The following is a 25,479-nucleotide window of genomic DNA, read 5'->3' as shown; positions in this document are numbered from 1 at the left end:
TCACCCCGCCAGGAAAAACTGGATCGCGATCATGTTGACCAGGTCGACGAAAAACGCCGAGACCAGCGGCAGGATGATGAAGGCGTTCGGTGACGGGCCATAGTGCCTGGTCACCGCCGTCATCGACGCGATGGCGGTGGGCGTGGCGCCGAGCGAAAGGCCGGTAAAGCCGGCGCTCAGCACCGCCGCCTGGTAGTCCCGGCCCAAAAGCGGGAACAGCACGATCAGGATGAAGGCCACAGCGAGCAGCGCCTGCATGGCGACGACGACCAGCAGCGGGCCGGCAACCCCGGCAAGCGTCCAGAGCTGCATGCTCATCAGCGACATGGCGAGGAAGGCCGAGAGCGAATAGTCGGAGATCAGCGACATTGCCGGCGAGCGCGCCGGCCATGGCATGCGCGGAAAGATGTAGGGGATCGTGTTCGACAGGACGACCCCCATGATCAGGCAAGGCACGAACAATGGCAGCTTCACGCCCATCGCCGTGACCGGGCCGTGAACCACATAGCCGAGCACCACGGCGACATTGACCAGCAAAAGCGCCTGCATGAAGTTCGACTTGTCGATCGGTGCGGCCTCTGCCCGGGCGACGGCCGACTCGCCGTCGGGGCCGCTCGCATCGGCGGTCAGCTTGCCACGCTCGACGAGGAACTTTGCCACCGGCCCACCGAGGACGCTGGCGACGATCAGCCCGAGCGTCGCCGCGGCGGTGCCGACTTCAAGGGCGGCCGGAAAACCGTGCTCTGCGGCGATCGCCGGCGCCCAGGCAATCGTCGTGCCATGGCCACCGACAAAGGCGATCGACCCCATGATGACGCCTGCAGCAGAGGGCAGGCCGAACAGCCAGGCTCCAAGCGTACCGACGCCATTCTGCAGGAAGACGAAAAGCACGGTCAGCACGCACAACACCGCCAACGCCCGTCCCCCGACCAGCAAGTCGGCCAGCCGCGCATTGACGCCGACGGTGGCAAAGAAGATGACCAGCAGCCTGTCGCGCGTGGTCATCTCGAAGACGATCTCCGTGCCTGACAATTGGTGGAACGCCCAAACGGCCACGGCCGCGAGAAACCCGCCGGTGACCGGCTCCGGGATGTTGTAGTTGCGCAGGAAAGCAATGTGACGGTTGAGCAGCACGCCGACGAAATAGACGATGATGCCGAGCGTGAGCGTCAGGAAATCTGGCGAAACGAGAACATTGTCGGCCATGGCCATCCGAGCTTCGCCTGGACACCCGAACCAAGGTGCCGGATCGGATGAGCCCGATCTCCCCTGCCTCTCAACCTTGCCCAGAACAATTTCAAGAGCAATCGGAATTGCGGCCCGGCTTTGCCAGGCTATGCCCGATCATTGGCGATCACGAACCTGATGCCATCCCCGTTGTGGGCAATGGTTAGAGCTGCCACGCACCTGAACCCAAAAAAAAGCCCCGCTGTTGCGGGGCTCAGACTGCTGACAAACCCCTGGCGAGAGTTGGGGGTTTGTGATTCAGTGTGTGATGTTGAAGCGAGCTGGCCCTGAACAAACCGCACTTGAGATCGTCACGCTTGATCAACTGGTTCCAGTTGATCACCTTCTGCGCAAGATCGATGGTGTTATCGATTTCTCGTTCATCCACGATCTGACAGCGCCGCTTTACTGCGCCGACAATGGTCGCCCGCCACTCGGGTCGCCCGCCACTCGATCCGACCTTGATGTTCAAGGCGCTGTTCATCGGCTACCTGTTCGGGGTGCGCTCGGAGCGGCAATTGGTGCGAGAGATCGAGGTCAATGTCGCCTACCGGTGGTTCCTGCGGCTGAAGCTGACGGACAAGGTGTTCGACGCCTCGACATTGTCGCAGAACCGCCGCCGGCGCTACCAGGACGAGACGATCGCGCAGGCGATCTTCGACCGCATTGTCGAGCAGGCGATCGGGGCAGGCTTGGTCGACGGCACGGTGCTCTACACCGACAGCACGCACCTGAAGGCCAATGCCAACAAGGGCAAGTACGACCTTGCCATGGTCGCCAAGTCGCGTGCCGACTACTGGGGCGAACTCGACCGGGCGATCGATGCCGAACGGGCGCTGCACGGCCAGAAGGCGCTGAAGGAGCAGGAGCGGCAGCCTGCGGTGAAAGAGACGAAGGTCTCGCGCACCGATCCTGAGGCAGGCTATATGGTGCGCGAGGGCAAGCCGAAGGGCTTCTTTTATCTCGATCACCGCACGGTGGATGGCGGCTTGGGCATCATCACCGACACGTTTGCCACGCCGGCCAACGTGCATGACTCGATCGTCTATCTCGACCGGCTCGACCGCCAGGTGGAGCGTTTCGGCTTCGACGTCACGGCGGCGGGGCTGGATGCCGGCTATGCCACGCCAGGCATCGCCAAGGGCCTGGAGGACAGGAACATCCAGGGTGTCGTCGGCTATCGCAACCCGCCCCGGCCAAAGCCTGGCAAGATGAGGAAGGGCGCTTTCGTCCATGAGCCGGACCTTGACGGCTATCGTTGCCCGCAGGGCCAGTTGCTCACTTACGCCACCACAGATCGCGGCGGTTATCGCCACTACAGGAGCGACCCGACGATCTGCCGCAACTGTCCGCTGCTGGCGTCTTGCACATCAAACGCCAAGGCCGAGCGCACCATCACGCGCCATGTCTGGCAGGATGTCCGCGAGCGGGTCGATGCCAACCGCTTAACCGCATGGGGCAAGGCGATCTATCGACGCCGCAAGGAGACGGTCGAGCGATCCTTCGCCGATGCCAAGCAGCTCTTCGGCCATCGCTATGCACGCTTCCGAGGGCGAACACGCGTCGCCTGCCAGTGCCTGATCGCAGCCGCCGCCCAAAACATGAAAAAGATCGCAATCAGCCTCTGGCCAAAGCCAAAACCAAGCCTCGCATGAGGCCAAAGCGGGCTCGCAACGGCCCTGGCATCTGCTCCCCGAAATCAAGCCAAAAGCTCAATCAACCCACAAAACAAAACCCCGCCGAAATTCGTCGGGGTTCGTCAGCAGTCTGAGCCGCGCGATGCGCGGCCTTTTTTTATTCGTTGGACGCGTCCTGCGATCAGGCTTCCTGGATAGCCGAGAGCTGCCAGTCGCCGCCGTTCTGGCGAACGAAGGTCCACAGTTCGGTCGTCTCGCTCGGCTCGTTTGCGTCGCCGTCCACCACTTCGCCGGTCGTGCGGTTGCGGGTCACGTCGATCGACGAATAATTCATCGCCGCAGTGGCGTAGTCGCGGTCGCCTTCGTTCCAGCTTTCGGCAATGTCGGCCTGCAGGAGCTGGACGTTGGTCACGTCGTTGCGGACGCCGTTCTGGGCGTTGTCGGCCAATTCTTCCGAGAGATAGGACACCATCTCCGGCGTCACCAGGCGACGCAACGCCTTGTGGTCCTCGCGGCCGAACGCTTCCTGGACCTCGGTCAGCAGGCGCTGGAACGTGTCGAGATCTTCGCCCGACACTGTAATGTCCTTGCTGGCAGGCTGCTGCGGCGCGGCCTCGGCGCGGCTGCCACCGATGCTCGGAATGCTGAACGAACGGCTGCCGCCATTGGCCTTGCCGCTATCTCCAGACGGTGCCGCGTCGCGGTAGTTGAAGTTACCGCCGCCGGCACCCGCGCCGGCCATCGCCGGACCGGTGGCTTGGCGCGAACGGAAGAAGCGCAGGGCGAGCCAGATGGCGCCGCCGATCAGCAGCAGTTGCATCAGCATGCCGAACATGCCGGCGAGGCCGCCAAAGCCTTGGCCCATCATCATGCCGAGCAGGCCACCCATCAGCAGGCCGCCGATCATCGCGCCGCCGAAGCCGCCCATGAAGCCGGGGCGCTGCGGTGCAGTCGCGCCAGGACGGGCTGCACTGGTGGCGGCCGGGTTGGTTGCCTGACCGGTGTTGGGCGTCATCGAACGCTCGACCGGCGCGGTCGGCTGCGGCGCGGTGCGGGTCGGCGGCGCCGACTGGAAGGTACGCGCACCCCTGCTGCCGAAGCTGCCGCCGCGCCGTGCATCGGCGTGGTCGACGGCGACCATGGAGAAGGCGAGGAACAGGCCCGCGAAAAGCGTGGCGAAGCGGGTCGTTCGGGACAATTTCATCAGCGGATCCTCAAAGTGTCGTCCGCTCTCATATAATGACTAACAACTGTAGTGTCAGGGTTTGCAGGCCAAGTTTTGGCAGATTCTTGCCGAAATTCGGCAAAGCATTGATTCGTCATGCTTTTTCCAGGATTTCCGCAAGCGGATCTTATGTCCGACTGTCAGCTGCGGCCGTCTGCGGGCTGTGCTTGGGTACAATGCCGACAGCCAGCTGCCTGGTTTTCGTATTACTCCTTGTGATTTCCCTTTCGAGGCGAGCCCACCTCGGGCACACCTTCGAGACAAAGCCAATCGTGCTTGCTGTTCGGCCAGTGGAGCACGACCGGCGCCGGGAACCCTTGGTCCTCCAGGCAGCCAACCGAGACCGTCAGCGCCGCCGTCAACGCTCCCGCCCGCATGAAGACGACCGATCCACAGGTGGTGCAGAATGTCTGCTCCAGCCATTGTCCCGACGCGCCGGCTCGCCGCCACGACCTGGTCTCGCCTTCCTGGCTGACGACGGCGGAATCCGCATAGATGGCGCGGTACGAGAATGCCGTCCCGGTGCATCTCTGGCACTCGGTGCAACTGCAGGCATAGACTCGTCTCGGCTCCCCGGCGAGGACGAGTTTCACGCTGCGACACGAACAGGAGGCGGTGCGTTTCGTCTCCCCGTCATGCATGCGGGTAGCCCTGGTCGAACAAAGTTCGGACGATGGACGAGCCCATACGGTCCGTGCCGAGCACGCAGACATCTGTTTTCACGAGTTTTATCCGAAATGCGAATGCCCCTTGCGACGTGGGGTTGGTTTACGTTTGGCGCGCGCTCGGACCGAACATATGTACCGTCACAGCATTGAGAAGTACGCACCTTGAAGTAAGCCATTGATATCATGACAGGAGCTGGAAGATGAGGCACAAGGAACCGGACAGCTGCGGTTTTGCCGCAGCCATGCAGGCCATCGGCGGCAAGTGGAAAACCGCGCTGCTGTGGCAACTGCACCTGCGGCCCCATCGCTTTGCCGAACTGCGCCGGTTGCTGCCGGGCATCAGCGAAAAGATGCTGACGCAACAATTGCGGCAGATGGAGACCGACGGGCTTATCAGCCGGCATGCTTACGAAGAGGTGCCGCCGCGCGTCGAATATTCGATCACGCCGCTGGGCTTGAGCCTGAACGATGCCGTGGCCGCGATGTCGGCATGGGGCAAGCAGCACGAGAGCTGGAAAGGTCAGCGCCAGGCGGCCTGACGCGGCCAAGCGGTACACCTGCCAACGCCAGATCTCGGGGTGATTCTCCGCCGAAGCGTTCAGCGGCTGCGGCCGTCGAACGGGATGCGCTTGAGCGTCATCAGATCGATCTCTTCGATGCAACGCACATTGATCGCCGCCGTCTTTTCGCCGCTCGGGCTGACGCCCATGCCAAACGGCGCGCAGCCGCAGTTCAAACAGAACATGTGGTCGATGACGTGCTTGTTGAATTTGTAGGTCGAAAGCCGCTCAGGCGGCGTCGTGACGGTCAGCTTGTCGCGCGGCACGAACCACAACAGGTAGCCCTTGCGGCTGCAATGCGAGCAATTGCATTCGATCGCACTTGCCGGCTCGCCCTCGACTTCGAACGAGACATTTCCGCAGTGGCAGCTTCCCTTGGCCATGGGCCCTCTCCTCCTCGTGATTGACTTGCGCGCAAGGCTTAGCGCCCGTCCCCTGGCCTGACAATCGCGGCCGTCAAACGGCGGCAACAGCAGCTCGCGCTAAGCCGAATTGGGAGGTGGGATTCCCGAAAACAGCGATATTTGCCCTCAAAAGCCGCGTTTTTCGCGCGTCGGCCTGTGCATCGTAACAAAACTGACATGGTCCCGACATTGCAGCTTCACGTCCCGGGTCTAGGCCCATCGCAGACAAGGGCGAAAAGGCCCGACGGGACAGGGAAGCCAAGATGCTCGAAATCCGCAACGTGACGCGCCGCTTCGGCAAGAATGTCGCCGTCAACGGCGTCAACCTCAAGATCCAGCCGGGCCAGATGGTCGGCATCATCGGCCGCTCCGGCGCCGGCAAGTCGACCCTGCTCAAGACCATCAACCGCCTGATCGACCCGAGCGAGGGCTCAATTTCCTTCGACGGCACCGAAGTGTCGTCGCTGCGCGGCACGCAGCTGCGCCGATGGCAGCGCGACTGCGCCATGATCTTCCAGCAGTTCAACCTCGTCCCGCGCCTCGACGTCTTGACCAACGTACTGCTCGGCCGCCTCAACCACCGCTCCACCGCGCTCAACCTGCTCTCGATCTTTACGCGTGAAGAGCGCATCCGGGCGATCGCCGCGCTCGAGCGCCTCGACATCGCCCGCACCGCCCTTCAGCCGGCTGGTACGCTGTCTGGCGGCCAGCAGCAGCGCGTCGCGATTGCGCGTGCTCTCATGCAGGAGCCGAAGCTGATCCTCGCCGACGAGCCGATCGCCTCGCTCGACCCGCTCAACGCCAAGGTGGTGATGGACGCGTTGCGCGACATCAATCTGCGCGATGGCATCACCGTCATCACCAACCTGCACACGCTCGACACCGCCCGCACCTACTGCAACCGCATCATCGGCATGCAGGGCGGCGCGGTGGTCTTCGACGGCGCGCCTGAAGACCTTACCATCGAGGCCGTCCGCCTCGTCTACGGCGCCGACGCCGACGGCACTGAAATTTCCGAAGCCATCACTTCGACCAGCATTCGTCCGGTCAAGGTCAGGGTTCCCGTATCCGCCGCACCTCTCGAACCGGCCTACGCCCCGGTCTGAGGCTGCTCGCGTTCGTCTCGCCCGCGTCAAGGGCTCGCAATCAGCAACCGCAATGACCCGGCATGCCGCCGGGCCGAACTGGAGACATGTCATGTTCAAGAAAGCACTTCTCAGTGCCGCTTCGCTCGCCGTGCTGGCGATCGGTTCGGCCCATGCAGCCGACCTCAAGGAATTCCGCATCGGCCTGATCGGCGGCGAGAACGAAGCCGACCGCCTGCGCAATTTCCAGTGCCTCGTCGACCAGCTGCCCAAGGCGATCGGCGTGGAGAAGGTGTCGCTGTTCCCGGCTGCCGACTATGACGGCACCATCCAGGGCCTGCTCGGCGGCACGCTCGACTACGCCGAGCTCGGCGCTTCGGGCTACGCCAAGATCTATCTGCAGAACAAGGATGCGGTCGAGCCGATCCTGACCACCGTCCAGACCGACGGCGCCACCGGCTACTATTCGATCATGGTCGCCAAGAAGGATTCGGGCATCACCAAGCTCGAAGACCTCAAGGGCAAGAAGCTCGGCTTCGCCGATCCGGACTCGACCTCGGGTTACCTGATCCCGGTCACCTCGCTGCCCAAGGACCTCGGCGGCACGGCCGTGAAGGACTATTTCGCCGAAACCGGTTTCGGCGGCGGCCATGAGAACCTCGTCCTCGAAGTGCTCAAGGGCACCTTCGACGCCGGCACGACCTTCGGTTCGGGCGTCGGCGAGTTCAAGGACGGCTACACCTCGGGCAACCTGAAGAAGATGGTCGACAAGGGCATCCTCGACATGGACGACCTGGTCGAAGTCTGGAAGTCGCCGCTGATCCCGAACGGCCCGATCGTCGTCCGCACCTCGCTCGACGCCGACATCAAGACCAAGTTCAAGGACTATATGATCAAGCTGCCGCAGACCGATCCCGCCTGCTTCTCGGCCATCCAGGGCGGCGACTTCAAGGGCTTCACCGAAGTCACTCCTGAGTTCTACCAGCCCGTGATCGACGCCCGTAAGGCGCAGATCGGCAGCTAAGCCCCAAGCCTCCCGGACGCGCCGCGAGAAACACGCGGCGCGTCCCTTTTTATCCGGGATCGGACGGAACCCCCATGACAATGCCCCTCTCGGAAGCCGGCCTCGCGGTCGAGCAGCACTGGCGCGAGCTCGCCGGGCGCCGCCGCCTCTACACGGCCGGCGGCCTGATTGTCCTCCTGCTTGCGCTGTCCGGATCGCTCTGGTTCGCCAATGACAGCAACGCCGGCAAGTTCTTCGACCGGCTGCCGCATTTCTTCGATTTCGTCGACCAGCTGGTCCCGCGCGACGGCCTCGAGGTCTGGCGCGCCATGTTCGACCTGCCTTCGCCCTATGCCGACGGCAGCCTGAAATTCGATTACCCCGAAGGCCGGATGTATCTGTTCGGCTCGGTCTACATGCCCGAATACGGCTACAAGATGCTGGAGACGATCAACATCGCGCTGGTCTCGACGCTGATCGGTTTCGCCTTCGGCTTCCTGCTCTGCTTCCTGGCGGCCTCCAACCTGGTGACCCAGCGCTGGCTGCGCTTCTTCGTCCGCCGCTTCCTCGAAATCCTGCGCGCCTTCCCCGAGATCGTCATCGCCGGCTTCTTCCTGGCAGTGCTCTCGATGGGCGCCATCCCGGCGATCATCGCCGTGTCGCTGCACACCGTCGGCGCACTTGGAAAACTGTTCTTCGAAGTGGTCGAGAACGCCGACATGAAGTCCGACGAAGGCCTGCGCGCCGTCGGCGGCAACTGGCCCGAGCGCGTCTGGTTCGGCATCGTGCCACAGGTCATGCCCAACTTCCTGAGCTATGGCCTGCTGCGCCTCGAGATCAACGTCCGCGCCTCGACAATCATCGGCGCGGTTGGTGGCGGCGGTATCGGTGAGGCGCTGCGCCTGTCGATCAGCCGCAACCACGAAGCCAAGACCATCGCCATCATCATCCTGCTGTTCTGCACCATCGTTGCGGTCGACCAGTTCTCGGCCTGGCTGCGCAAGAAGCTGGTCGGCGAGCAGGCCTTCGCCTTCGGTCGCGGGGAATAATCATGACCACACTTTCCATGGCCGACATGCAAGCTATCGCCGACCGCCACCCCGGCGTCGTCAGCGGCTCCTGGCGCAAGAGCCTGATCGGTTGGGCGGTCAGCGCCGGCATCGTCGCCTATCTCGCCTTCGCCTGGTGGTTCTTCGCCGTGGGCGCGGTGCTTGCAGCCGGCAACTGGGGCATCGCCGGAACCTATCTCGCCGACTGGGTCAGCTACGAGATCCGTCCGCAGATCGAGTTCGAGAATGGCCGCCTCGACATCAGCTACGCGCGCTTTTCGTCCTATCGCGCCGACCGCCATCCCGACTGGCTCGACATCACCCAGCCGGCCGGCGCCACCATCGCCGGCAACAAGGCGCCTGCCGATCGCGTCGTTGCCCATATCGGAACCGCCACGACGATCGACATAGCGCCTGATCGCGTGATGGTCGCCCATGGCGGCGAAACGCTCGACGTGACCATCGTGCCGGGCCAGAGCATCTCGGTCACGGGTTCCCTGCCCAGCTGGGCGACGCAGAAAGGCCCGGGCCAGAAGATCCTTGCCGATTTCGGCTTTGCCGGCGGCCTGCAGATCGATGAGGACGACGTCAAGATCCGCCACCGCTTCTTCGGTTGGGAGAACTTCGTCTTCGACGCCAACTCGCCCTTCTGGGGCAAGTCGATGAGCGATGTGCTGTCACTGATCTCCTCTGGTGAACGTCTCGACCCCAACAGGTCCAACGCCGCCCTTGCCTGGGACAACATCGTCAACAACTCGGAATGGCAGCACGGCGACGTCTGGCTCAAGCTTGCCCAGACCATTGTCATGGCCTTCGTCGGCACGCTGTTCGCCAGCCTGCTCGCCTTCCCGCTCGCCTTCATGGCCGCGCGCAACATCACCCGGAACCGCCTCGTCAACCAGGTCGCCAAGCGATTCTTCGACTTCCTGCGCTCGGTCGACATGCTGATCTGGGCGCTGTTCTTCACCCGCGCCTTCGGCCCCGGCCCGATCGCCGGCATCTCGGCGATCTTCTTCACCGACACCGGTACCTTCGGCAAGCTCTACTCCGAGGCGCTGGAGAACATCGACGACAAGCAGCGCGAAGGCATGCGCTCTGTCGGCGCCTCGCCCGCTTCGGTCCAGCGTTATGGCGTCGTGCCGCAGGTGCTGCCGGTGCTGATCAGCCAGTCGCTCTATTTCTGGGAATCGAACACCCGTTCGGCCACCATCATCGGCGCCGTTGGTGCCGGCGGCATCGGCCTCAAGCTGTGGGAAGCGATGCGCACCAATTCCGACTGGGAAAACGTCGCCTATATGGTGCTGCTGATCCTTGTCGTGGTGTTCATCTTCGACAACATCTCGACTGCATTGCGCCAACGCCTGATCGGCAACAAGGCCAGTCACTGAACAAATGTGGCCGGCCCTTGCAAAGGCAGCAAAGTCGGCCACTACTTCGTCAAACTGTCACGCAAATCATCTATCGCACGGCCTTCCAGGAACCTTTCCATGCGCTACGCCATCTATTTCACGCCTGAGCACGATGATCCGCTGTGTCGCATCGCGGCCGGCTGGCTCGGGCGCGATGCGTTTGGCGGCGCAGTCACGGCGGCAAAGGCGTTTGGCGCGCTGTCGGCCGCGGAGGTTGCGTTCCATACGGCGGCAGCCCGGCGCTACGGCTTCCATGCCACGCTCAAGGCACCGTTCCGCCTCGCCGACGGCATGACCGAGGTTGGCCTCATCGATGCGGTCGACGCCTTTGCAAATGCCACCGTGCCGTTCGACATACCACGCCTGAAACTCGCCCAGATCGACGGCTTCTTCGCCCTCGTGCCGGCGGAGCCGCTGCCTGAGCTCGACCGCTTCGCCGGCGATGTGGTGATGGCGTTCGAACCATTCCGCGCACCGTTGAGCGACGCCGAGATTGCCCGCCGCAACCCCGATGCGCTGTCGCCGAGGGAATGCCGCAACCTCAGCCAGTGGGGCTACCCTTATGTTTTCGACACCTTCCGTTTCCACATGACCCTGACCGGCCGCATCGCGGCCGAAGAAGCCGCGCGCGTCCGCGTCGCAATCGAGGAATGCCTGGGCGACACACTCGACAAGCCGGTGCCGGTGGATGGCCTGGCCGTGTTCGTCGAGCCGTCTCCGGGTGCGCCGTTCGAGGTGCGGACCTATCGCGCACTGGGCAAGCAAGCTGAAAGAAAGACCGCCTGAGATGACCGACCTTGTCCTGAAGAATGCCCGCATCGTCCTGGCCGACGAGGTGATCGACGGCTCGATCGTCGTCCGTGACGGCAGGATAACAGAGATTTCTACCGGCCCGAGCGCCATCGGCGAGGACATGGCCGGCGACTACGTCATTCCCGGCCTCGTCGAGCTTCACACCGACCACCTCGAAGGCCACTACGCGCCGCGACCGCGCGTGCGCTGGAACCCGATTGCCGCCGTGCTTGCCCATGACGCACAGGTGGCGTCGGCCGGCATCACCACCGTCTTCGACGCGCTGCGCGTCGGCATGGACGAGGATGCCGACATGACGGCCGCCGACATGCGCCTGCTTGCCGATGCGATCGAAGACAGCGTGCGCGCCGACCGCGTCCGCGCCGATCACTTCATTCATCTGCGCTGCGAAGTCTCCGCCGGCGACTGCCAGGACAGCTTTGCCGTCTTCGACGGCGACGACCGCGTCAAGCTGGCCTCGCTGATGGACCACGCGCCCGGCCAGCGCCAGTTCGTCAACCTCGAAACCTACGCTTACTACTACCAGCGCAAGCTCAAGCTGAACGACGTCGAGTTCCGGACATTCTGCGACAAGCGCATGGGCGATTCCGCCCGCAATTCGGCGCCGAACCGGCAGGCGATCTCGGCTGCCTGCCACGCGCGCGGCATCGTGCTGGCGAGCCATGACGACGCCACATCGGCCCATGTCGATGAGGCGATCGCGCAGGGCATCCGCGTCGCCGAATTTCCGACCACGCTCGAAGCCGCCAACGCCTCGAAGGGGGCCGGCCTCGGCGTCCTGATGGGCGCGCCCAACGTCATGCGCGGCGCCTCGCACTCAGGCAACGTCTCAGCCCGTGCCCTTGCCGAACACGGCCTGCTCGACATCCTGTCGTCCGACTATATCCCCTTCAGCCTGATCCAGTCGGCCTTCTTCCTTGGCGAAGTCGTCGACGGCATCTCTCTGCCGCAGGCAATGGCGATGGTGTCGAAGAACCCGGCAGACGCCGTCGGCCTCACCGACCGCGGCGTCATCGAAGCTGGGCGCCGTGGCGATCTGGTGCGCGTGCGGGTCGACGAACATGTGCCGGTCGTGCGGACCGTCTGGCGCGAAGGCCGCCGCGTCGCATAAACCACTTCAGGAACTGGCGCGTTTTGCAACTTCCAGCAAGACGCTCTAGGCGCCGACCTTCTCTTCCTCATTGAGGCCGATCAGGGTCTGCTCCATATCGGGCTCGTCGCCGGAGCAGACGCACAGCATTTCCGCATCGCCCTCGCCGACCGAAAGGTAGGCGTGGCCCATGGTGCTGTCGATATAGACACTTTCGCCAGCCTTGAGCCGCACCGGCGCATATTGCTCGGTGTGGACCTCGATCTCGCCTTTCAGCACGATCAGGAACTCCTCGCCGGCATGGCTGGTCAGCGGGCCGAACTGCTCGAGTGTGCGCGCCCGCGCATCGGCCAGAATCGGCACCATGCGCTTTCGCACCAGATCGGTGGCGAGATAATAATAGTCGTAGTTGCGCGTCAGCTGGCGCAGCGTCGTGCTCTTCGACGTCACCGACCGGCGCGTACGCGCCGTGGGCTGCTTTGAATCGCCGCTCAACAGCTCGGTGACATGGATGCCGAGCCCGCCGCATATCTGCAGCAGCTTGTCGTAGGTCAGCGACATCTGGTCGTTCTCGACTTTCGACAGCGTCGACACCGCTACGCCGGTGAGATGGCTGACGTCCTGAAGCGTCCAGCCATGTTGCCGTCTCAGGTTGCGCAGGCAGTCGCCGAGATTCGGCTGTTCGGACATTGGCATCTCCATCACCTGACTATGTTAGCTAGTCCAACTCATTCCTTGTCGCAAGATTCACCCATATTTTTCCTATCCGCTAATTATTGACCAGATCAGAAAATGATTTTACGAATGGCCATGCATTCCACGTCCCACACCCCCAGAGTTATCGTCATTGGCGGCGGCATTGCCGGCCTCTCGCTCGCAGCCGCGGTCCAGCAATGGGCCGAGGTGACGGTGATAGAACGCGAATCCCAGCTCGGCTACCACGCAAGCGGGCGCTCCGCTGCCCTGTTCACCGAAACCTACGGCAACACGCTGGTCCGCGCCCTGTCGGTGGCAAGCCGGCAGGCCATCATCGATGGCGGCTTCATCGAGCATGTGCGTGGCGCCCTGCATTTCGGCGGCCCCGACGATGACGATGCCATCGACGAGCTCGCTGCAGAGTACCAGGCACTGGTGCCATCAGTGCGGCGGCTGTCGCCTCGGGACGTTAGCGAGCTGGTGCCGCTGATCGCGCCGGAGCGGACCTGCGGTGCCGTCTACGAACCGGGTGCCGTCGACATCGACACCGGCAAGATGGTCCAGGCCCAGGCCTCGGCACTGAAGGTATCGGGCGGCAAGATCGTTACCGGCGCCGATGTACTCGAAATCAAGCGCACGCCGGACGGCTTCCGCGTCGTCACGGCGTCGGGCATCCACGACGGCGACATCGTCGTCAACGCGGCAGGCGCCTGGGTCGACGTCATCGCCGGCCGTGCCGGCCTGTCCGGCCTCGGCTTCATGCCCAAGCGGCGCACCGCCTTCCTGTTCGACCCGCCCGCTGGCGTCGATGTGCGCAAATGGCCGCTCGTCGTCGATCTGCACGAGCGCTTCTATTTCAAGCCTGATGCAAGCCGCCTGATCGGCTCACTCGCCGACGAGGCCGACACAGAACCGTGCGACGCCTATCCCGAGGACATCGACGTCGCCACCGCCGCCTACAACATCGAGGAAGCGACCGGTCTCGATGTCGGCCGGCCGTCGACGCCCTGGGCCGGCTTGCGAACCTTTGCGCCGGACCGCACGCCGGTCGTCGGCTTCGACCCGCGCCTGCCCGGCTTCTTCTGGCTCGGCGGCCAGGGCGGCTACGGCTTCCAGGTGTCGTTGACACTGGCCCGTTTGGGATCGGCACTGATGCGCGGCGAGCCGCTGCCTGATGATCTCGTCGAACTCGGCGTAACCTATGGCGCGCTCGCGCCGGACCGTTTCGTGCAGGCGAACGGCATCAGCGCCGTGGGCACGTAGACCTCAGGCAGCAAGCATCTCGGCGCTGTGGGAGGAGAACCGCTGCGCGCCACAACCAACCATAAAGGGAGCGATAACAATGACTTCTTCTGGCATGTTTCTGCGTTCGGCGCTTGTCGCCTCGACCATGATGTTCGGCGGCCAGGCCTACGCCAAGACACTCGTCTATTGCTCGGAGGCCAGCCCCGAAACCTTCAACCCGATGCTGACGGTGGCGGACTCCACCATGGATGCGGCCGCCAAGACGATCTTCAACCGCCTCGTCGAATTCAAGCCGGGCACCACCGAAGTCGGACCTGCCTTGGCAGAGAAATGGGACGTCTCCGAAGACGGCAAGGTCTACACCTTCCATCTCCGCAAGGGCGTGAAGTTCCATTCCAACGACACCTTCACGCCATCGCGCGGGTTCAACGCCGACGACGTGCTCTACACCTTCGAACGCCAGCGCGACACCGCGAACCCCTATCACAAGCTGTCGAACGCGTCTTACGAGTACTTCTTCGGCCTCGGCATGGGCTCGATGATCAAGAGCATCGAGAAGGTCGACGACTACACGGTGCGCTTCACCCTGACCGAAGCCAACGTCACCTTCCTCGCCGGGGTCGCGCTCGACTACCTCTCGATCCTGTCGCTCGAGCAGACCGAGAAGATGGTCGCCGCCGGTACGCCCGAAATCATCGACCAGCGCCCGGTTGGCACCGGCCCATTCATCCTGCAGGCCTACCAGCAGGATGCCCAGATCCGTTACGTCGCCAACAAGGACTACTGGAACGGCGCGCCCAAGATCGACACGCTGATTTTCGCCATCACGCCGGAACCTGTCGTCCGCGTCACCCGCATCAAGGCCAATGAGTGCCAGGTCGCCGCCCCGCCGCCGGCCGCAGCACTTGCCGAGATCAAGAACAATCCCGAGATCGATATCCTCAGCCAGCCGGGCCAGAACATCGGCTCTGTCGGCTTCAACACCGAGCACAAGCCGCTCGGCGACGTGCGCGTGCGCACAGCGCTTGCCAAGGCGATCAACCGCCAGGCCATCGTCGAAGCGGTCTATCAGGGCGCCGGCAGCCTGGCCGGCAGCATGGTGCCGCCGATGCAACTGGGTGCGGTCACCGACGCCGCGATCGACTACGATCCGGAAGGCGCCAAGAAGCTGCTGCAGGAAGCAGGCCTCGACGCCGGCACCAACATCAAGCTTTGGGCCATGCCGGTGTCGCGCCCCTATAACCCCAATGCCCGCCGCATGGCCGAAATGATCCAGGCCGACTGGGCGGCCGTCGGCGTCAAGTCGGAGGTCGTCACCTTCGAGTGGGGCGAATACCTGACCCGGACCGGCAAGGGCGAGCACGACGCCTATCTGCTGGGCGGTTCGAGCGACAACGGTGATCCCGACAACATGCTGTCCTTCTCTTTTGCCTGCGACGGTGTGAAGGGTGGCTCGAACCGTTCGCGCTGGTGCAATCCCGAGTTCGACAAGCTGCTCGCTGCCGGCCGCGTCACATCAGATCCGGAGAAGCGCGCCGAGATCTACCGCGCCGCTCAGGCGATCTTGAAGGCAGAGGTGCCTGAAGCGCCGATCGCCCATTCGGTGGTCTCGATCCCGGTGCGCAAGAGCGTGCTCAACTATGTGATGGATCCGTTCGGCCGGCAGAATTTCGCCGCCGTCGACGTCGCCGAGTAAGGCAAGCAACGGAGAAAGCAGACAGTCATGCGCGAAGACCTGAACCGTCTGCTCGAAACCTACCGCGCCGAGGGCGCGGTAGGCGCCTCCCTCGCCTTCGCGCGTGGCGACGGCGAGGTCGTTGCCGTCACCGCGGGCGTATCGGACAAGCCGCGCAACCTGCCCGTCACACCGGACCAGCTGTTCAAGATCGGCAGTTGCACCAAGACCTTCGTTGCCGCGGCGCTGATGAAGCTCGCCGAGGACGGCAAGGTCGATCTCGGCGCGCCGATTTCAGCCTGGTTCCCCGACCTGCCGCGATCGGGCGAGGTGTCGGTGCGCCAGCTGATCAACCATCGCGGCGGCTTGCCGGAGTTCGAATACGACATCCCGATGGACCCGAGTCGGACCTGGACGCCGGCCCAACTGGTCGAGCTCGCCTTCAACGTCGGCGAGCAGACCGCACCCGGCGGCCCGGCGGTCTACAACAACACCGGCTATGTGTTGGCCGGCATGCTGATCGAAGCGGCATCCGGCCTGTCGCTCGGCGCCTATCTCCGCGAAAAGGTCCTCGGACCGCTCGGCCTCGAGGACACATGGTCGCCGGCGACCGAAAGTTTTCCGTCCGGGCGCATCGTGCGCGGCTACTATCATCGTCCGAAGCCTGTGACAGGTACCAGCGCGACGCTGGCCGACGGCGGCGAGATGTGGCGCATGGACGGCGTGCTGCCCTATTCCGACGATTTGCAGGACTCCTCGGACAGCTTTCCCTTTTCCGGCGCCTATGGCTGCGGCGACATGGTGTCGACGCCGAGTGACATGGTGGTCTTCATGCGTGGGCTGTTTAACGGCAGCCTCCTGCCTGCACCGCTGTTCCGCGAAATGAGCGAGAACCGCGCAGAAGTCAGCTTTCCCGGGACCCGGATGCGCGAGACAGGTGCCGGCCTGTTCCAGAGCAGCTACGCCGACCGCCCGTTCTTCGGCCACCAAGGCAGCATTCCCGGCTACGTCGCCGTCATGCAGCACGAGCCCAGGTCCGGCCTGACGGTGGCCATGGCCTGCAATGCCGGCTCGGGCAATCGCCTGTCCTTCTATGCCAGCAGCATGCACCCCGTGTTCGACCAGGCCATCAGGATCATCCTGAGGGGATAGCGCACCGGCCCCGAATTCGGGACCGATTTCAGGAAAGCACGACGCCCAGTTCCAATGTGTTCAGACGCCCAGGCCGGCGGCCATCTGGCGAAGGTCAACGCCGAGTTCGGACGTCACCTCCAGCGCGCGGTCGTCGCGCGCTGGAGCGCCATTCGCCTGATGATGCGCGGCCAGTACGCGGTCGCGCTCGCGGATCAGCGCCCTGATCTCCTCGCCATAGAGCGCCAGCACGGCACTCAGCCAGCGATTGACCAGGTAGGACGGCCGGGCAAAATGCAGGTCGAAGCGCGGCAAGAGCGCAATCGTCGCCTCGGCCTCCAACCAGTTGTCGCCGACGACCCATTGGTTGACGGTGAACAGACGCAGCAGCCGGCCATAGGCGTCGACGCCGACCGCCACCACGTGGTGGATCGGCCCGTTGGCGCCTTCCGGCCTGACGAAGCAATGGAAATGACCGTGTTCGGCCTGCCCCTCCCGCGGCGGGTGGCTGTGGTAATACCACTGCGCACCCGTCTCAGCGTCGAACACGTCGCCTTGGGGAAAATGCTCCCAGGCGGCCACCGACTTGGCCTCGCGCAGCGTCTCGAGCAGCACGTTGCTGTTGGATTTCGCCAGCACCTGCTCGCAAAACAGCGCCTGTCGCGCCGCCTCCACTCTCATCTCGTCCATCCTTGGCCTCCGGGCCGCAGCTTGGCCTATTGCGGCTGGGCCGCGCAAGGCGAGGCTGCGGGAGCGGCAGCACATGGAGATGCGGCAGGTGCGGGAGCTGCCGCGCAGGGCGAGGCAGCGCCGCAAGGGGCGACGGCCGCCGGAGCGGGTGCCGCCGAGCAAGGCGAAGCTGCTAAACATGGCGACGCTGCCGCGCATGGGGATGCTGCGGCACAAGGAGCGGCCGCGGCACAAGGCGATGCGGCCGAGCAGGGCGAAGCTGCGGCACAAGGCGAGCTTGCAGCGCACGGGTTACCGGCGGCGCAGGGCGTTGCCGGCGCGGCGGCAGCGGGTGCAGCCTTCGGCACGGCAAAGCGGTAATGGTCGACGGCGACGGCCGAGGTGGCGGCGAGGAAGGCCGTGCCGAACAGCAGAGTGTTGCGCGCGCTCATTTCTTGAACCCATCGAGACCGAAGAGCGGACGTAGAGCGACACCGCCGAGGCTGCCGACAAAGGCCGAGGCGAACCACAGCCAGCCATGCAGACTGCCCGAGGCGATGCCGGAAAACAGCGCACCGACATTGCAGCCGAAGGACAGCCGCGCGCCATAGCCCATCAGCACGCCGCCGATGGCCGCCGCCAGGAACGAGGCGAAAGGCATATGCACCTTGGGCGCGAACTTGCCGGCGAGGCCTGCGGCCAGCGCGGCTCCGAGGATGATGCCGAAATTCATCACCGAGGTGATGTCGGCGAGCACGCTGGAGCCCAGCGCCTTGGCCGGCCCGGGCCAGGTCCAGAACGCCCAGGTTTCGACCGGCACGCCGACCGCCTGCGCCACCTTGGCGCCCCACAGGCCGAAACCGAAGGTCACCGACCACGGATGGCCGGCAGTGACCAGTGTCGCGACGTTGAGAGCGGCGAGCAGAAGCCCTGCCCCGATCAGCGGCCACGGACCGTGCAGCAAGCGGCCCACGCCATGGCGTGGCGCGGGTTTTGCCGTCTCGATGGCGCCATGGGCACGACGCTCGATCAGCACGGTGAGGCCGGCGACGGACGCCAGGCCGACAAGCGTAACAATCACTCCGCCCGTCACGCCAAGTGTTTTGCCGAGACTGATCTCGGGCAGCGACGGCAGCGCCAGCCACCACGGCAGATGCGCCGTGCCGATGACAGCGCCGACGATGAAGAAGATCAGCGTCACCAGCATGCGCGAACTGCCGCCGCCGACGGTGAACAAAGTGCCCGAGCCGCAGCCGCCGCCGAGTTGCATGCCGAGACCGAACATCGCGGCACCCACCAGCACCGACACGCCGACCGGCGCGAAGGCGCCGACGAGCGCCTGGCCGTTGAAGCTGCCGAGCGACAAAAGCGGAATGAAGACGACCGCTGCCGCGGCGATCATCAGCATCTGGGCGCGGATGGCATTGCCACGCTTCTCGACGACGAAGCGGCGCCAGCCGCCAGTGAAGCCGAAGGAGGCGTGGTAGAGCGTCAGCCCAAGCAGGCCGCCGATCACAAACAGCACCGCCTGGCGCGTATCGATCACCTGGCCGATGGCGAGCCCGCCGAGGATCAAGGCAAGCCCGACAAAGACGACAGGTCCCTTGTCGAGGTTGACGCCAGCGACAGGTGCCGGCGCGGTGGCATTTATCTCAGTCATTTCAGATCAGTCCGGGACATTCTGGAAGTGTAAGCGTGGCCGCTTCAAACGAAGATGTCCAGGATCGCTCCTGGACATCGTCGTGTCGGCCCTGCCCTCTGGCGATCAGTTGCCGGGCTGCACGGGGCGTGCCGGATCGGCTGCCCATTCGGCCATCGAGCCATCATACATTTTGGTGTTCTTGTTGCCCTCGACCTCGCTCAGGCCGAACCACACCACCGACGCCCAGTGGCCGGTGTTGCAGAAGGCGATGTTCTGCTGGTCCTTGGCCAGGCCAACGGACTGCGACAGGCTTCCAACCGCTTCCTTCGACGCAAAGGACGCCTTTTCCGCGTCATAGAGCTTGCTGTTTTCGAGATTCTTCGAGCCGGGAATGGTGCCGGCAACACGGACGACAGGGCTCTTCGCCTCGCCCTTGAACTGCGCGGCCGGGCGACCGTCGATCAGTTTGATGCCTTCGGCGCGCGCCTTTTCGACATCGGCGGTCGTGGCCAGAAGCTCCTTCTTCAGTTCGCCCGTGAAGGCGACCGCCGCGGGCTTGGCGACATCGGTTGCCAGTTCGCCGCCGGCGGCTTCCCAGGCGCGAGCGCCGCCGTCGAGGATCGACACGGCGTCATGGCCGAGCACCTTGAAGGTCCAGTAGACGCGGGTGGCGCCGCCGAATTCCGAGGAGTCGGTGCCATTCGGTACGATGACGACATGGCTGTCATTGCTGACGCCAAGGTCGCCGATGGTCTTGGTGATGGTCTCGAGCGGCGGCAGCATGCCGGGAACGCCATTCATCTCGGCCCGCCAGCCGGCCGTGGAATAGGGAGCGCTGACGGCACCGGGCACGTGGCCCTTGGCGTAGGGGTTGGCGCCATCCTTGGCGGCATCGCGCACGTCGATCACGACGAGGCTCTTGTTGCCGAGGTTGGACTTGAGCCAGACGGCGTCGACAAGCGGCTTGTCGGTCAGGCGTTCGGCCTGCGCGCCGGTGGCAAAAGCCAAACCCGCAGTAACGACTGCAGCCAACAGAGAAAAGCGCATCGGACAACTCCAGGAGAAAACGATTCCAAAAACAGATATTGAGAGCAACAGTAATCCGGAATCACGACATGAACACGCCATCCGAGACCCAAATCGGCGGCAATTTCAAAACAGAATACGCGAAACTTGGACAAAATTGGAAAACGATTCCACGCATCATGCCGCATGTTCATATGCGGGCAAAAGAATATAACCCCTTCACAAATCGGCCTATTACGACGACTTTCTGATCGACGCCGCCGAGCCGATGATTTGGGCCGCAGCAAAGGCTCATGAGGGGACTAGAGGCATGCGTTTGTTGAAGGCCATGGTTGCAGCGATGTTGGGGATGGCGCTCGCTGTCTCGGTTGCGTTCGCCCATACGCCTGACGACACTCTGGTCGTTGCCGATGCCATAGACGACGTCGTAACCCTCGATCCGGGCGAGGTCGGTGAGGTCGGCGGCGTGCTGACCAGCAGCCAGATCTATCAGTCGCTGCTCACCTTCGACGCCGACGACCCGACCCGCATCAAGGGCCTGCTCGCCGAAAGCTGGGCGATTTCGCCCGACGGCAAGACCTTCACCTTCAAGATGAACCCGAAGGCGCGCTTTGCCTCGGGCAATCCGGTGACGGCGTGGGACGCCGAATTCTCACTGAGGCGGGTCATTCACCTTAAGTCGCGCTCGGCCTTCATCATCGGCCAGTTCGGCTTTTCGCCTGACAATGTCGACGACCGCATCAGGGCGCTGGACGACCAGACCCTGGTCATCACCCTTGCCGAAACCTATTCGCCGAGTTTCCTGTTCTACTGCCTGTCGTCCTACATGGGCGCAATCGTCGACAGCAAGATCGTCAAGGCGCAGGAAGTAAACGGCGACTATGGCAATGGCTGGCTAAAGGCACAGAACTCCGCGGGATCGGGGCCGTTTGCGCTCAGCAAATGGCAACCGAGGGAATCGATCCTGCTGGCGCGCAACGACAAATACTGGGGCGCGCCGGCCAAGGTCGAGCACGTGCTGATCCGCCATGTCGCCGAAAGCTCGGCCCAACGCTGGCTGCTCGAAACCGGCGAGATCGACATCGCCAACCGGCTCGGGCCCAACGATTTCGACACGCTCACCAACAACCCGAAGCTGTCCATCGTCCATGGTCGCTCGGGCAACATTTATTACATGGGCCTGAACGTCAGGAACCAGTATCTGGCCAATCCCAAGGTGGTCGAGGCGATGAAGTACCTCGTCGACTACCAGGGCATCGTCGACACCATTTCGCGCGGCACCATGGAAGTGCACCAGACGCTGGTGCCCAACGGCTTCCTCGGCGCCATCGCCTACCGGCCGTTCAGCTTCGACGTCGAGAAGGCGAAGGCGGTGCTGGCCGAAGGCGGGGTCAGCGGCGAGTTCTCGCTCGACATGGTGGTGTGGGACACCCAACCCTTTACCGATTTCGCCAAGGCAATCCAGGCCACCATGGCGCAGGCGGGCGTCCATCTCAATCTGCAGGTGATCGGCGGCCGCGAATGGCTCGAGCGCTACCGCAACCACGACCTCGACATCTGGCTTGGGCTATGGGGGCCCGACTATCCCGACCCGCACTCCAACGCCAAGGCCTTCGCCGTCAACAAGCAGGATGCTCCCGACGGTTCCGACAGCCTGGCCGACCGCTTCGGCTGGAACGCCGGCCGACTGTCGCCCGACGCCATGGCCGCCGTGCGCGAGCAGGACACCGCCAAGCGCAAGGCCATGTACGAGGCGATCCAGAAGGTGCATACGGACACCTCTCCCTTCATCATGATGTTCCAGGAAGTGCGCAAGGTCGGCGTCAGCGCGCGGGTCAAGGGCCTGATGATGGGCACGACCTTTGCCGACGACCGCTATTGGGCGGTGTCCAAATAGACGCCTGCGGCCAACGCCGAGATCTCCAGCGCGTTCGACAAATTTTACGGCAACAAAAAAACCGGGCGGCAAAGCCGCCCGGCATGTCTCGCATGTTGCCCGATCAGGTTCGGTCTGGCTCAACCACCGGCGCCGCCGGCGCCGCCGGCGCCGCCGCCAGCACCACCACCGGCAGCCGCACCACCGCCACCGGAATCGCCGTCAGCACCATCAGAGCCGCCGCCACCGCCGCCGCCACCGCCGCCGCCGCCACCGCCGCCACCGCCGCCGCCACCGCCGCCGCCGCCGCCGCCCCCGCCGCCACCGCCACCGCCACCACCGCCGCCGCCGCCACCGCCACCGCCGCCGCCGCCGCCGCCGCCGCCACGCGCGCCGCCACCGCCGCCGCCGCCGCCGTTATCGCCGCCGCCGCCGTTATCGCCGCCGCCGCCGTTATCGCCGCCGCCGCCGTTATCGCCGCCGCCGTTGTCGCCACCACCATCGGTGCCACCGTCGCCGTCATCGCCGTCGTTCTCGCTGCCGGCCAATACAGCCGCGATCAGCGAGGTCGTCAGCGGCGGGCACGCTGCCAGCTGATCGGACGACATGACGCTGCTGCGATTGATCGCAATGCAGCACATTTCATAGTTGCCCTGGGTGAGAGGTTGGCACTGCGCGGCCGTCATGCGCGGCCGGATGTTGCTCTGGGCAGATGCGGGGAGAACGAAGCTGACCGCCGCAAGAGCCGAGGAAACCAGCAGAATCGTGTGAATCCTGCGCACGCAGGTTGGGTACGTCGTCATTTCTTCCTCCTGAGGGAAAAAACGCGCCCGTCCCCAAACTGGCGCTATGATCACGCGTTCCGATCATCGGAAACACTTTGTTAAGCATACAACCTTTTGAAATCGGTGCAAAGGCCGCCCGCATGGGTTGATTTATCTAGCTCTAATATGCTGTCTGCTAGTACCCATTGAGAGGGGGAACAGCACATGTACAAGTTCGCGGCGCTTGTTGCGATCGCCTTGCTTTCGGCTGGCTGCAGCCAGTCTGCCACCTCCGGATCAAGCATGAGTACGGTCGGCTATGCCTTTGCACCGCCGGCGGCAAATACCTTTTGCACTAGACAACCGGGACTATGCAGCACCGCCGGCAAGACCAAGGTGATGGCGCTGACCGAGGCGCGCATGAACGACCTCAAGCGGGTCAATGCCTCGGTCAACCAGCGCATCCGGCAGCGCGAGGACATCGCCACGACAGGACGTGACGACGACTGGCGGCTGCCGACATCGGTGGGCGACTGCGAGGACATCGCCATCCTCAAGAAGAACGAGCTGCGCAAGCTCGGCTGGCCGGCATCCACGCTTCTGTTGACCGTCGCCACCTATGGCGGCACCGGACACACGGTGCTGACGGTCCGCACCGACAGCGGCGACCTCATCCTGGACAACCGCACCGGCGCCATCAGGAACTGGAAAAGTACGCCCTACCGTTACTTTGCACGGCAGTCGCAGTCGGAAAGCGGAAGGTGGACGCGGATCGGCGTTTGAGGATGCCCAGCCCGCTCAGTGCGGGAACTGATTTTCCTCGACGATCTTCCAGATCTGCCGGTTGATGTCCCTGATCGCCTCGATTGAGGCCGAGATGCGGTGCATCTCGTTGTCGTCCAGCTCCTCGTTCTTGCCGTAGCGGACGCTGTCCTTGCTGTCGAAGATGCGCATCAGTTGGGTGCTGGCGCGCGTGCCGGTCTCGTCGAACGAGTAGATGCAATGGCTGTACTTGTTGCGCAGCTTGCCCTGGTGGGTCAGTTGGTCGGCCACCGACAGCACGGCGTCGCGGCAGGCCTGCGGTGTCTTCGCCATCTTTGCGAGGCGCTCGACGAGATCGAGGCGCGCACGCGTCGTATTAAGAGTGAGGAAGATGATGATCGCCGTTTCCTTGTCGACCTTGGCAAGACCGGCGATCAGATAGATGAGCAGGCTTTCGGTGTTGGTCCAGGTGTAGTTCAGCTGGCCAACGGTAAGCAGCACGTCCTGGAAGCGCGGCATCGCACGCTCATGACAAGGTATGCTGAGCGTGCGGCACGACGCCGTCGCTGCTGACGCGACGATCGCCGCCGCTGTCGCGCCGCTTGTGATAGACCGCCGCCGCCTCAGTGCGATTGTGCGCGCCAAGCTTGGTGATGATGTTGTGCAGGTGGATCTTCACCGTATGCTCGGACAGCCCGAGCGCCGCGGCGATCAGCTTGTTCTGCAGGCCGCGTGCAACCATCGCCAGGATCTGCAGCTCGCGCTCCGTGAGTTCGTCGAAATCGTCGGTTTCGCCGTCCTGCGCGACGGGCGCCTTCGGTGACGGGGCTTCAAGATTGGCGACCGGTCCGAGCACTCCGGCGCGGCGTCGTTCGACGATCGGCTCGAACAAGGACAGCGGGAAATACTCGCCGCCGCGCAACACCAGGCGCACCACCGACAGCCAGACGTCAAGCTTCAGGTTCATCGGCAGAACACCACGAACGTTCCGTGCCGTGACGACATCACGGATCGAAACCTCCTGCCTGCCGTCTTCCTGGATCAGCATGACCTGTGCCGAGGGGTGCAGAAGCGCCAGCCGTTCGGACTGGGCAGCGACCTGCGGCAGTTGCTTGGCTTCGACCAGGATCAGCGAAACCGGAGCCTCGAAGCCGACGCACGCATCGGCAAGCGTCGGCACCTGCTCGACAGTGATCCAGTGAAATTCGCGTTCGATTGCGAAAATCAGGCTCTCCGACACGAAGTCGGCCGGAGCAACGATCAGCAACGTCTTGCAGGTCTTCTGTGCGGAGCCATCCGCTCCGTTAGCGCGGCGTGCGCTGGGAATAGCCACTCGGTACATGAGGTCTCCCACCCAATGTTCACAAAGCTACTTCTTCCCCCATTGCCGCCTAAGGGGAGCATTAGTTAATAGCATATACGTCTTGTTAACGGTTCGGTATATCCAAGATGAGCTATCGAGGGCGCTGATGTAGCCCATCCGGTCAATTGGACCGCCACGCGAGCTAGCCCTTCGGCCTAAGCTGACCTGCCCGATCGAGCGATCAACGCTGCGTTTTTCCATCCGCAACAAGCAGCCGGAACTTGGCCGTTTCCCAGATCGACGGCACGTAATTGTACAGTGATTGCAATAGCTCAATATTTCCCGCCGATTCTCGGCTGCAATAGCTAGATCGCCATCGCGACTTCTTGGGCCGCCCGCCCAAACAGCCTAGCGCGAACTGTCAGCTTACAATTTCGGGGTCACGGCCACAGACTTTGTTGGTTCAAGCAACATGGGCGTGGGTGCTTGAGAATCCGCAATAAGTCGCGATTTGGGCCAG

Annotated in this window: 25 protein-coding genes and 1 pseudogene; 15 read left to right on the top strand and 11 right to left on the bottom strand. The window is 63.8% G+C overall.

What is annotated here, in order from left to right; all coding sequences use genetic code 11:
• Positions 1 to 1,212 carry a sodium/glutamate symporter gene (gene gltS / locus SLT36_RS10215; RefSeq protein WP_432287225.1) on the bottom strand — a complete coding sequence of 404 codons (1,212 nt, stop codon included), beginning with the start codon at positions 1,210 to 1,212 and terminating at the stop codon, positions 1 to 3.
• Positions 1,213 to 1,495: 283 nt separating this feature from the next.
• Here gltS and SLT36_RS10210 point away from each other — a divergent pair.
• Positions 1,496 to 2,882: pseudogene (locus SLT36_RS10210) on the top strand (IS1182 family transposase).
• A 163-nt stretch (positions 2,883 to 3,045) separates the two neighbouring features.
• Here SLT36_RS10210 and SLT36_RS10205 read toward each other — a convergent pair.
• On the bottom strand, positions 3,046 to 4,068 hold the full coding sequence (locus SLT36_RS10205; RefSeq protein ID WP_432287223.1) for a Tim44 domain-containing protein: 1,023 nt from the start codon (positions 4,066 to 4,068) through the stop codon (positions 3,046 to 3,048).
• A 227-nt stretch (positions 4,069 to 4,295) separates the two neighbouring features.
• A complete protein-coding gene (locus tag SLT36_RS10200; RefSeq protein WP_432287221.1) occupies positions 4,296 to 4,730 on the bottom strand; it encodes a GFA family protein in 435 nt (144 codons plus the stop codon).
• Positions 4,731 to 4,957: 227 nt separating this feature from the next.
• Here SLT36_RS10200 and SLT36_RS10195 point away from each other — a divergent pair, with 227 nt between their 5' ends.
• Positions 4,958 to 5,296 (top strand): winged helix-turn-helix transcriptional regulator, encoded by a 339-nt coding sequence (locus tag SLT36_RS10195; protein WP_432287219.1) that lies wholly within the window; start codon positions 4,958 to 4,960, stop codon positions 5,294 to 5,296.
• A gap of 59 nt (positions 5,297 to 5,355) precedes the next feature.
• Here SLT36_RS10195 and SLT36_RS10190 read toward each other — a convergent pair whose 3' ends face one another.
• A complete protein-coding gene (locus SLT36_RS10190; RefSeq protein WP_432287218.1) occupies positions 5,356 to 5,700 on the bottom strand; it encodes a GFA family protein in 345 nt (114 codons plus the stop codon).
• Between the two features lie 284 nt (positions 5,701 to 5,984).
• On the opposite strand from SLT36_RS10190, the gene phnC reads away from it, so the two are divergent.
• The 6 genes from phnC to SLT36_RS10160 all read left to right on the top strand — a co-directional run bounded on the left by phnC (position 5,985) and on the right by SLT36_RS10160 (position 12,191).
• Complete coding sequence (gene phnC, locus SLT36_RS10185; RefSeq protein ID WP_432287217.1) at positions 5,985 to 6,827, top strand: phosphonate ABC transporter ATP-binding protein; 843 nt, start codon at positions 5,985 to 5,987, stop codon at positions 6,825 to 6,827.
• 91 nt (positions 6,828 to 6,918) lie between these two features.
• Positions 6,919 to 7,830 (top strand): phosphonate ABC transporter substrate-binding protein, encoded by a 912-nt coding sequence (gene phnD / locus SLT36_RS10180; RefSeq protein WP_432287215.1) that lies wholly within the window; start codon positions 6,919 to 6,921, stop codon positions 7,828 to 7,830.
• Positions 7,831 to 7,904: 74 nt separating this feature from the next.
• Positions 7,905 to 8,858, top strand: coding sequence for a phosphonate ABC transporter, permease protein PhnE (phnE, locus tag SLT36_RS10175; protein ID WP_432287213.1), 954 nt, complete (start codon positions 7,905 to 7,907; stop codon positions 8,856 to 8,858).
• Between the two features lie 2 nt (positions 8,859 to 8,860).
• Entirely contained in the window at positions 8,861 to 10,246 is a 1,386-nt protein-coding gene (phnE, locus tag SLT36_RS10170) for a phosphonate ABC transporter, permease protein PhnE (RefSeq protein ID WP_432287212.1), read from the top strand.
• A gap of 99 nt (positions 10,247 to 10,345) precedes the next feature.
• Positions 10,346 to 11,053, top strand: coding sequence for a DUF1045 domain-containing protein (locus tag SLT36_RS10165; RefSeq protein ID WP_067958747.1), 708 nt, complete (start codon positions 10,346 to 10,348; stop codon positions 11,051 to 11,053).
• Position 11,054: 1 nt separating this feature from the next.
• Positions 11,055 to 12,191, top strand: coding sequence for an alpha-D-ribose 1-methylphosphonate 5-triphosphate diphosphatase (locus SLT36_RS10160; protein WP_432287210.1), 1,137 nt, complete (start codon positions 11,055 to 11,057; stop codon positions 12,189 to 12,191).
• 45 nt (positions 12,192 to 12,236) lie between these two features.
• On the opposite strand, the gene SLT36_RS10155 is transcribed toward SLT36_RS10160, so the two are convergent.
• The gene (locus SLT36_RS10155; protein ID WP_154386860.1) at positions 12,237 to 12,860 is read right to left on the bottom strand and encodes a helix-turn-helix domain-containing protein; all 624 of its coding nucleotides are present in this window, start codon (positions 12,858 to 12,860) and stop codon (positions 12,237 to 12,239) included.
• Between the two features lie 114 nt (positions 12,861 to 12,974).
• Between SLT36_RS10155 and SLT36_RS10150 the strand changes: the two genes are divergently transcribed.
• The 3 genes from SLT36_RS10150 to SLT36_RS10140 all read left to right on the top strand — a co-directional run bounded on the left by SLT36_RS10150 (position 12,975) and on the right by SLT36_RS10140 (position 16,938).
• A complete protein-coding gene (locus SLT36_RS10150; RefSeq protein ID WP_432287209.1) occupies positions 12,975 to 14,129 on the top strand; it encodes an NAD(P)/FAD-dependent oxidoreductase in 1,155 nt (384 codons plus the stop codon).
• Positions 14,130 to 14,208: 79 nt separating this feature from the next.
• The gene (locus SLT36_RS10145; protein WP_432287208.1) at positions 14,209 to 15,807 is read left to right on the top strand and encodes an ABC transporter substrate-binding protein; all 1,599 of its coding nucleotides are present in this window, start codon (positions 14,209 to 14,211) and stop codon (positions 15,805 to 15,807) included.
• 27 nt (positions 15,808 to 15,834) lie between these two features.
• Positions 15,835 to 16,938: a serine hydrolase domain-containing protein gene (locus SLT36_RS10140; RefSeq protein WP_432287206.1), complete on the top strand. Its 1,104-nt coding sequence runs from the start codon at positions 15,835 to 15,837 to the stop codon at positions 16,936 to 16,938.
• A gap of 60 nt (positions 16,939 to 16,998) precedes the next feature.
• Here the strand turns inward: SLT36_RS10140 and SLT36_RS10135 are convergent, their stop codons facing one another.
• A complete protein-coding gene (locus tag SLT36_RS10135; RefSeq protein ID WP_432287204.1) occupies positions 16,999 to 17,607 on the bottom strand; it encodes a DUF6969 family protein in 609 nt (202 codons plus the stop codon).
• A 21-nt stretch (positions 17,608 to 17,628) separates the two neighbouring features.
• Between SLT36_RS10135 and SLT36_RS10130 the strand changes: the two genes are divergently transcribed.
• Positions 17,629 to 17,967, top strand: a complete 339-nt coding sequence (locus SLT36_RS10130; RefSeq protein WP_432287202.1) for a hypothetical protein — start codon at positions 17,629 to 17,631, stop codon at positions 17,965 to 17,967.
• Between the two features lie 67 nt (positions 17,968 to 18,034).
• Here SLT36_RS10130 and SLT36_RS10125 read toward each other — a convergent pair whose 3' ends face one another.
• Positions 18,035 to 19,246, bottom strand: coding sequence for a YeeE/YedE family protein (locus SLT36_RS10125; protein WP_432287200.1), 1,212 nt, complete (start codon positions 19,244 to 19,246; stop codon positions 18,035 to 18,037).
• Positions 19,247 to 19,351: 105 nt separating this feature from the next.
• A complete protein-coding gene (locus tag SLT36_RS10120) occupies positions 19,352 to 20,275 on the bottom strand; it encodes a sulfurtransferase (protein ID WP_432287199.1) in 924 nt (307 codons plus the stop codon).
• Positions 20,276 to 20,343: 68 nt separating this feature from the next.
• Between SLT36_RS10120 and SLT36_RS10115 the strand changes: the two genes are divergently transcribed.
• Positions 20,344 to 20,505, top strand: a complete 162-nt coding sequence (locus tag SLT36_RS10115; RefSeq protein ID WP_432287198.1) for a hypothetical protein — start codon at positions 20,344 to 20,346, stop codon at positions 20,503 to 20,505.
• Between the two features lie 59 nt (positions 20,506 to 20,564).
• Positions 20,565 to 22,151, top strand: coding sequence for an ABC transporter substrate-binding protein (locus tag SLT36_RS10110; protein ID WP_432287196.1), 1,587 nt, complete (start codon positions 20,565 to 20,567; stop codon positions 22,149 to 22,151).
• 119 nt (positions 22,152 to 22,270) lie between these two features.
• Here SLT36_RS10110 and SLT36_RS10105 read toward each other — a convergent pair whose 3' ends face one another.
• Positions 22,271 to 22,933 carry a hypothetical protein gene (locus SLT36_RS10105; RefSeq protein WP_432287194.1) on the bottom strand — a complete coding sequence of 221 codons (663 nt, stop codon included), beginning with the start codon at positions 22,931 to 22,933 and terminating at the stop codon, positions 22,271 to 22,273.
• A gap of 186 nt (positions 22,934 to 23,119) precedes the next feature.
• Between SLT36_RS10105 and SLT36_RS10100 the strand changes: the two genes are divergently transcribed.
• Positions 23,120 to 23,677, top strand: a complete 558-nt coding sequence (locus tag SLT36_RS10100) for a transglutaminase-like cysteine peptidase (protein ID WP_432287193.1) — start codon at positions 23,120 to 23,122, stop codon at positions 23,675 to 23,677.
• 15 nt (positions 23,678 to 23,692) lie between these two features.
• Here SLT36_RS10100 and SLT36_RS10095 read toward each other — a convergent pair whose 3' ends face one another.
• Both SLT36_RS10095 and SLT36_RS10090 read right to left on the bottom strand, forming a co-directional pair.
• Positions 23,693 to 24,175 (bottom strand): hypothetical protein, encoded by a 483-nt coding sequence (locus tag SLT36_RS10095; protein ID WP_067958723.1) that lies wholly within the window; start codon positions 24,173 to 24,175, stop codon positions 23,693 to 23,695.
• A 7-nt stretch (positions 24,176 to 24,182) separates the two neighbouring features.
• Positions 24,183 to 24,998, bottom strand: coding sequence for a helix-turn-helix transcriptional regulator (locus tag SLT36_RS10090; RefSeq protein ID WP_432287191.1), 816 nt, complete (start codon positions 24,996 to 24,998; stop codon positions 24,183 to 24,185).
• Positions 24,999 to 25,479 lie beyond the last annotated feature (481 nt).

The organism is Aminobacter sp. BA135, from assembly GCF_050859125.1.
GTDB classification, from domain to species: domain Bacteria; phylum Pseudomonadota; class Alphaproteobacteria; order Rhizobiales; family Rhizobiaceae; genus Aminobacter; species Aminobacter ciceronei.
Note: the sequence above shows the minus strand (reverse complement) of the source record. Positions and strands in the feature narration are given on the sequence as shown.

What these genes read in the sequence shown, in the direction of transcription:
- gltS (WP_432287225.1), bottom strand. Translation starts at nt 1,212, where the DNA reads ATGGCCATGGCCGACAATGTTCTCGTTTCGCCAGATTTCCTGACGCTC.
- SLT36_RS10205 (WP_432287223.1), bottom strand. Translation starts at nt 4,068, where the DNA reads ATGAAATTGTCCCGAACGACCCGCTTCGCCACGCTTTTCGCGGGCCTG.
- SLT36_RS10200 (WP_432287221.1), bottom strand. Translation starts at nt 4,730, where the DNA reads ATGCATGACGGGGAGACGAAACGCACCGCCTCCTGTTCGTGTCGCAGC.
- SLT36_RS10195 (WP_432287219.1), top strand. Translation starts at nt 4,958, where the DNA reads ATGAGGCACAAGGAACCGGACAGCTGCGGTTTTGCCGCAGCCATGCAG.
- SLT36_RS10190 (WP_432287218.1), bottom strand. Translation starts at nt 5,700, where the DNA reads ATGGCCAAGGGAAGCTGCCACTGCGGAAATGTCTCGTTCGAAGTCGAG.
- phnC (WP_432287217.1), top strand. Translation starts at nt 5,985, where the DNA reads ATGCTCGAAATCCGCAACGTGACGCGCCGCTTCGGCAAGAATGTCGCC.
- phnD (WP_432287215.1), top strand. Translation starts at nt 6,919, where the DNA reads ATGTTCAAGAAAGCACTTCTCAGTGCCGCTTCGCTCGCCGTGCTGGCG.
- phnE (WP_432287213.1), top strand. Translation starts at nt 7,905, where the DNA reads ATGACAATGCCCCTCTCGGAAGCCGGCCTCGCGGTCGAGCAGCACTGG.
- phnE (WP_432287212.1), top strand. Translation starts at nt 8,861, where the DNA reads ATGACCACACTTTCCATGGCCGACATGCAAGCTATCGCCGACCGCCAC.
- SLT36_RS10165 (WP_067958747.1), top strand. Translation starts at nt 10,346, where the DNA reads ATGCGCTACGCCATCTATTTCACGCCTGAGCACGATGATCCGCTGTGT.
- SLT36_RS10160 (WP_432287210.1), top strand. Translation starts at nt 11,055, where the DNA reads ATGACCGACCTTGTCCTGAAGAATGCCCGCATCGTCCTGGCCGACGAG.
- SLT36_RS10155 (WP_154386860.1), bottom strand. Translation starts at nt 12,860, where the DNA reads ATGTCCGAACAGCCGAATCTCGGCGACTGCCTGCGCAACCTGAGACGG.
- SLT36_RS10150 (WP_432287209.1), top strand. Translation starts at nt 12,975, where the DNA reads ATGGCCATGCATTCCACGTCCCACACCCCCAGAGTTATCGTCATTGGC.
- SLT36_RS10145 (WP_432287208.1), top strand. Translation starts at nt 14,209, where the DNA reads ATGACTTCTTCTGGCATGTTTCTGCGTTCGGCGCTTGTCGCCTCGACC.
- SLT36_RS10140 (WP_432287206.1), top strand. Translation starts at nt 15,835, where the DNA reads ATGCGCGAAGACCTGAACCGTCTGCTCGAAACCTACCGCGCCGAGGGC.
- SLT36_RS10135 (WP_432287204.1), bottom strand. Translation starts at nt 17,607, where the DNA reads ATGGACGAGATGAGAGTGGAGGCGGCGCGACAGGCGCTGTTTTGCGAG.
- SLT36_RS10125 (WP_432287200.1), bottom strand. Translation starts at nt 19,246, where the DNA reads ATGACTGAGATAAATGCCACCGCGCCGGCACCTGTCGCTGGCGTCAAC.
- SLT36_RS10120 (WP_432287199.1), bottom strand. Translation starts at nt 20,275, where the DNA reads ATGCGCTTTTCTCTGTTGGCTGCAGTCGTTACTGCGGGTTTGGCTTTT.
- SLT36_RS10115 (WP_432287198.1), top strand. Translation starts at nt 20,344, where the DNA reads ATGAACACGCCATCCGAGACCCAAATCGGCGGCAATTTCAAAACAGAA.
- SLT36_RS10110 (WP_432287196.1), top strand. Translation starts at nt 20,565, where the DNA reads ATGCGTTTGTTGAAGGCCATGGTTGCAGCGATGTTGGGGATGGCGCTC.
- SLT36_RS10105 (WP_432287194.1), bottom strand. Translation starts at nt 22,933, where the DNA reads ATGACGACGTACCCAACCTGCGTGCGCAGGATTCACACGATTCTGCTG.
- SLT36_RS10100 (WP_432287193.1), top strand. Translation starts at nt 23,120, where the DNA reads ATGTACAAGTTCGCGGCGCTTGTTGCGATCGCCTTGCTTTCGGCTGGC.
- SLT36_RS10095 (WP_067958723.1), bottom strand. Translation starts at nt 24,175, where the DNA reads ATGCCGCGCTTCCAGGACGTGCTGCTTACCGTTGGCCAGCTGAACTAC.
- SLT36_RS10090 (WP_432287191.1), bottom strand. Translation starts at nt 24,998, where the DNA reads ATGTACCGAGTGGCTATTCCCAGCGCACGCCGCGCTAACGGAGCGGAT.